This window comes from Anoxybacillus flavithermus (genome assembly GCF_002742685.1).
In the GTDB taxonomy this organism is placed as follows: Bacteria; Bacillota; Bacilli; order Bacillales; family Anoxybacillaceae; genus Anoxybacillus; species Anoxybacillus flavithermus_E.
This window is the reverse complement of record NZ_PEDM01000063.1, coordinates 1-2,374: the sequence shown is the minus strand read 5'-3', so window position 1 is coordinate 2,374 and position 2,374 is coordinate 1. Positions and strand designations below refer to the sequence as shown.

The following is a 2,374-nucleotide window of genomic DNA, read 5'->3' as shown; positions in this document are numbered from 1 at the left end:
TAAGAAATGGCACACGACCAGGTGGTAAGCGACGATCGAGTAAATGATCGAGCCCTCCTTCATTAAAACGTGCGACGTAGAGAGCAACCGATTGACGGCATAGATTGACCATTTTTGCGACATCTTTTCCGAGATACCCTTCCATGACAAGACGAACGGCAGTAACCCGAGCACGAAGCGAAGCATTTTTGATTTTCCGTTCTTGTTTCCGAAGGGTTCGCGGTGTCCAGCCGTGATCATTTGTGATTTTTAGACGTTTCATGTCATTTCCGCTCCTTTTATACATGGGTATGTAGGAGCAGTATAACCATGGAAAAGGGTGTTCATACAGAAGTCACAACTTTAAAGTGCATGTATATAGTTTCAATAATAGTAGTTTCAGTTTGTTTTTTTACTGCTTTATCCCTTGATATGTCTGCATTTCCGACATTTTCACGCCTAGACAAACCGCCTAGACAATTTTCAGAAAACACTTTCTGGAATTCGTAAATATTGCTTGATTGACCGCCTTTTTTTGCTCTATATGTACGGTAAATTTTCATGAATCCATGGTTTTGCATTTTCTTAAAGAAACGTCTTAAAGTGATTTCTGATTCAACATGGGCTAATTTCATGATGTTTTCTTTTTTAAGCCAGCAAGCCCCGATCACTTTACATGAATGTTTTACCATGACATCTAAAATTCGTAATTCCGCAGGTGTAAAATGAACCCGCTTTTTCATCTCTGCAATATGCCAATTCATTTCATCGACACTTGAAAAAGTTTGGTGTTTTTGATATTCCTTCTCGCAAGCAACAAAAAAAGTCATAGCCCTAAAGATCTCCTTTCGTTTCGGCTATGACCTTATCACGTACCCTCACAAGAAACCCTTACAAGAAATATATAGTAAAATAAACATACTTATTGATAAGCATGCTATCTTACGTTATACTGTATTCAGGATGTTTTCGTGAGGGTGATTACCTTCCGATGTTGCAGCATCGGGTGATAAGGTCAATCACCTTTTTTATTTTGTCTTTCTCTATCATTCTACTTTTTTCTTCATTATCTTGCAATCTTATTTAAACGTAACGCATATTGGTACCGATATGCGTCACGTTAACAATTTCTTGATGCATCAATATTTGACCAAGATTCAACCCTATTAAAATTTTAATAGTAACGAATATGAGATACTATAAACGGTTTACTGGTTACCTTTATATGTTACCATTAATTAGTTTATTTGCAGTGGACTGGGGAGCATTTCCGCTTTTCCTATCCTTCTCCGTTTTCTTGATTCTCTCCATAAGCTCCTTAAATTTAGAACTAGAAGTAAAGAGCGCTGTTTTTCTTCTAAAAAGTTCTCCATTTTGGTGTACGAAGATCCTTTAAATTAAATCAAATCATTTATTTCCTCTTTGTTTTTATTTTGCGTTTATTCACTTTTGCGTAAAATATGCTTTGTTCTTTTTCATTTTGCGATGATTTATTTTTGCGTAAAAGTTGAACAAAAAAATCAACATCAAACGCTCACAGCGCTTTTATAAAGAGAAGTTTTCTAAAACCTCATCCATCATATCGTCATTGATACCAATATAAAGTAATGTAATGGATGGCGCGGAATGCCCAAATATTTGCTGCAACATTGCCACATCCTTCGTCTGTTGATAAAAGTGATATCCGAAGGTTTTTCTCATCGTATGGGTGCCAATCGGTCCTTCCACACCACACGCTTTGGCTGCCTCGTTAATGATCCGCCAAGCCGTTTCTCGGCTAATCGGACGATTTCCTTTGCGTGACGGGAATAAATAATCGGAATCGGCCATTCCTCGCGTGTATTTCTCAATTTCCTGCTTTAAGGCTGCGGTCATCTTGATTTTGCGTACGTTGCCGGTTTTCTTCTCTTTGACACGCAAATGCTCCGTATATTTGACATCCATGACCCGTAAAGGCAGGATATCGCTAATCCGAAGACCAGAGTTAATACCAAAGGTAAATAGGAAATAGTCGCGATACGACCGATGCAACAAATACTCCTTCATTTCGCGAATTTTTTCGGGATCACGAATCGGTTCGACGCTGTTTTGTCCTTGCAGTTTAATCATGGATATCTTCCTTTCGAACTTCATAGATGCGAGGTTCGATGTCCTTCGTCTGGGAAGCTTCCGCACAGTCGCCACAGACAATGTTATTGTCGATCACGACATAATACACGATTTCATTTGGACGAAAGTCTTTATGGCAAACTTGGCAATAACTCACGTGAGTTGTTTTCATGAAATCTCCTCCAAAACGTTTCATTCAATACAACATTTATATTCTATATGTTACATTTACCCGAGTTCGACAGTTTGAGGGGCATTTTAGGCAAATGAAAATGACCGAAATGCT

At 38.3% G+C, this 2,374-nt stretch carries 3 protein-coding genes; all 3 read right to left on the bottom strand.

All coding sequences use genetic code 11. The features are described 5' to 3' along the window. Positions 1-262, bottom strand: a 262-nt coding sequence (locus CS060_RS13840) for a helix-turn-helix domain-containing protein (protein WP_099669062.1), incomplete at its 3' end; no start/stop codon positions are given. 61 nt (positions 263-323) lie between these two features. Then, positions 324-809 carry a hypothetical protein gene (locus tag CS060_RS13835; RefSeq protein ID WP_257211140.1) on the bottom strand — a complete coding sequence of 162 codons (486 nt, stop codon included), beginning with the start codon at positions 807-809 and terminating at the stop codon, positions 324-326. A gap of 715 nt (positions 810-1,524) precedes the next feature. After that, positions 1,525-2,088: a site-specific integrase gene (locus tag CS060_RS13830; RefSeq protein ID WP_035050290.1), complete on the bottom strand. Its 564-nt coding sequence runs from the start codon at positions 2,086-2,088 to the stop codon at positions 1,525-1,527. Positions 2,089-2,374 lie beyond the last annotated feature (286 nt).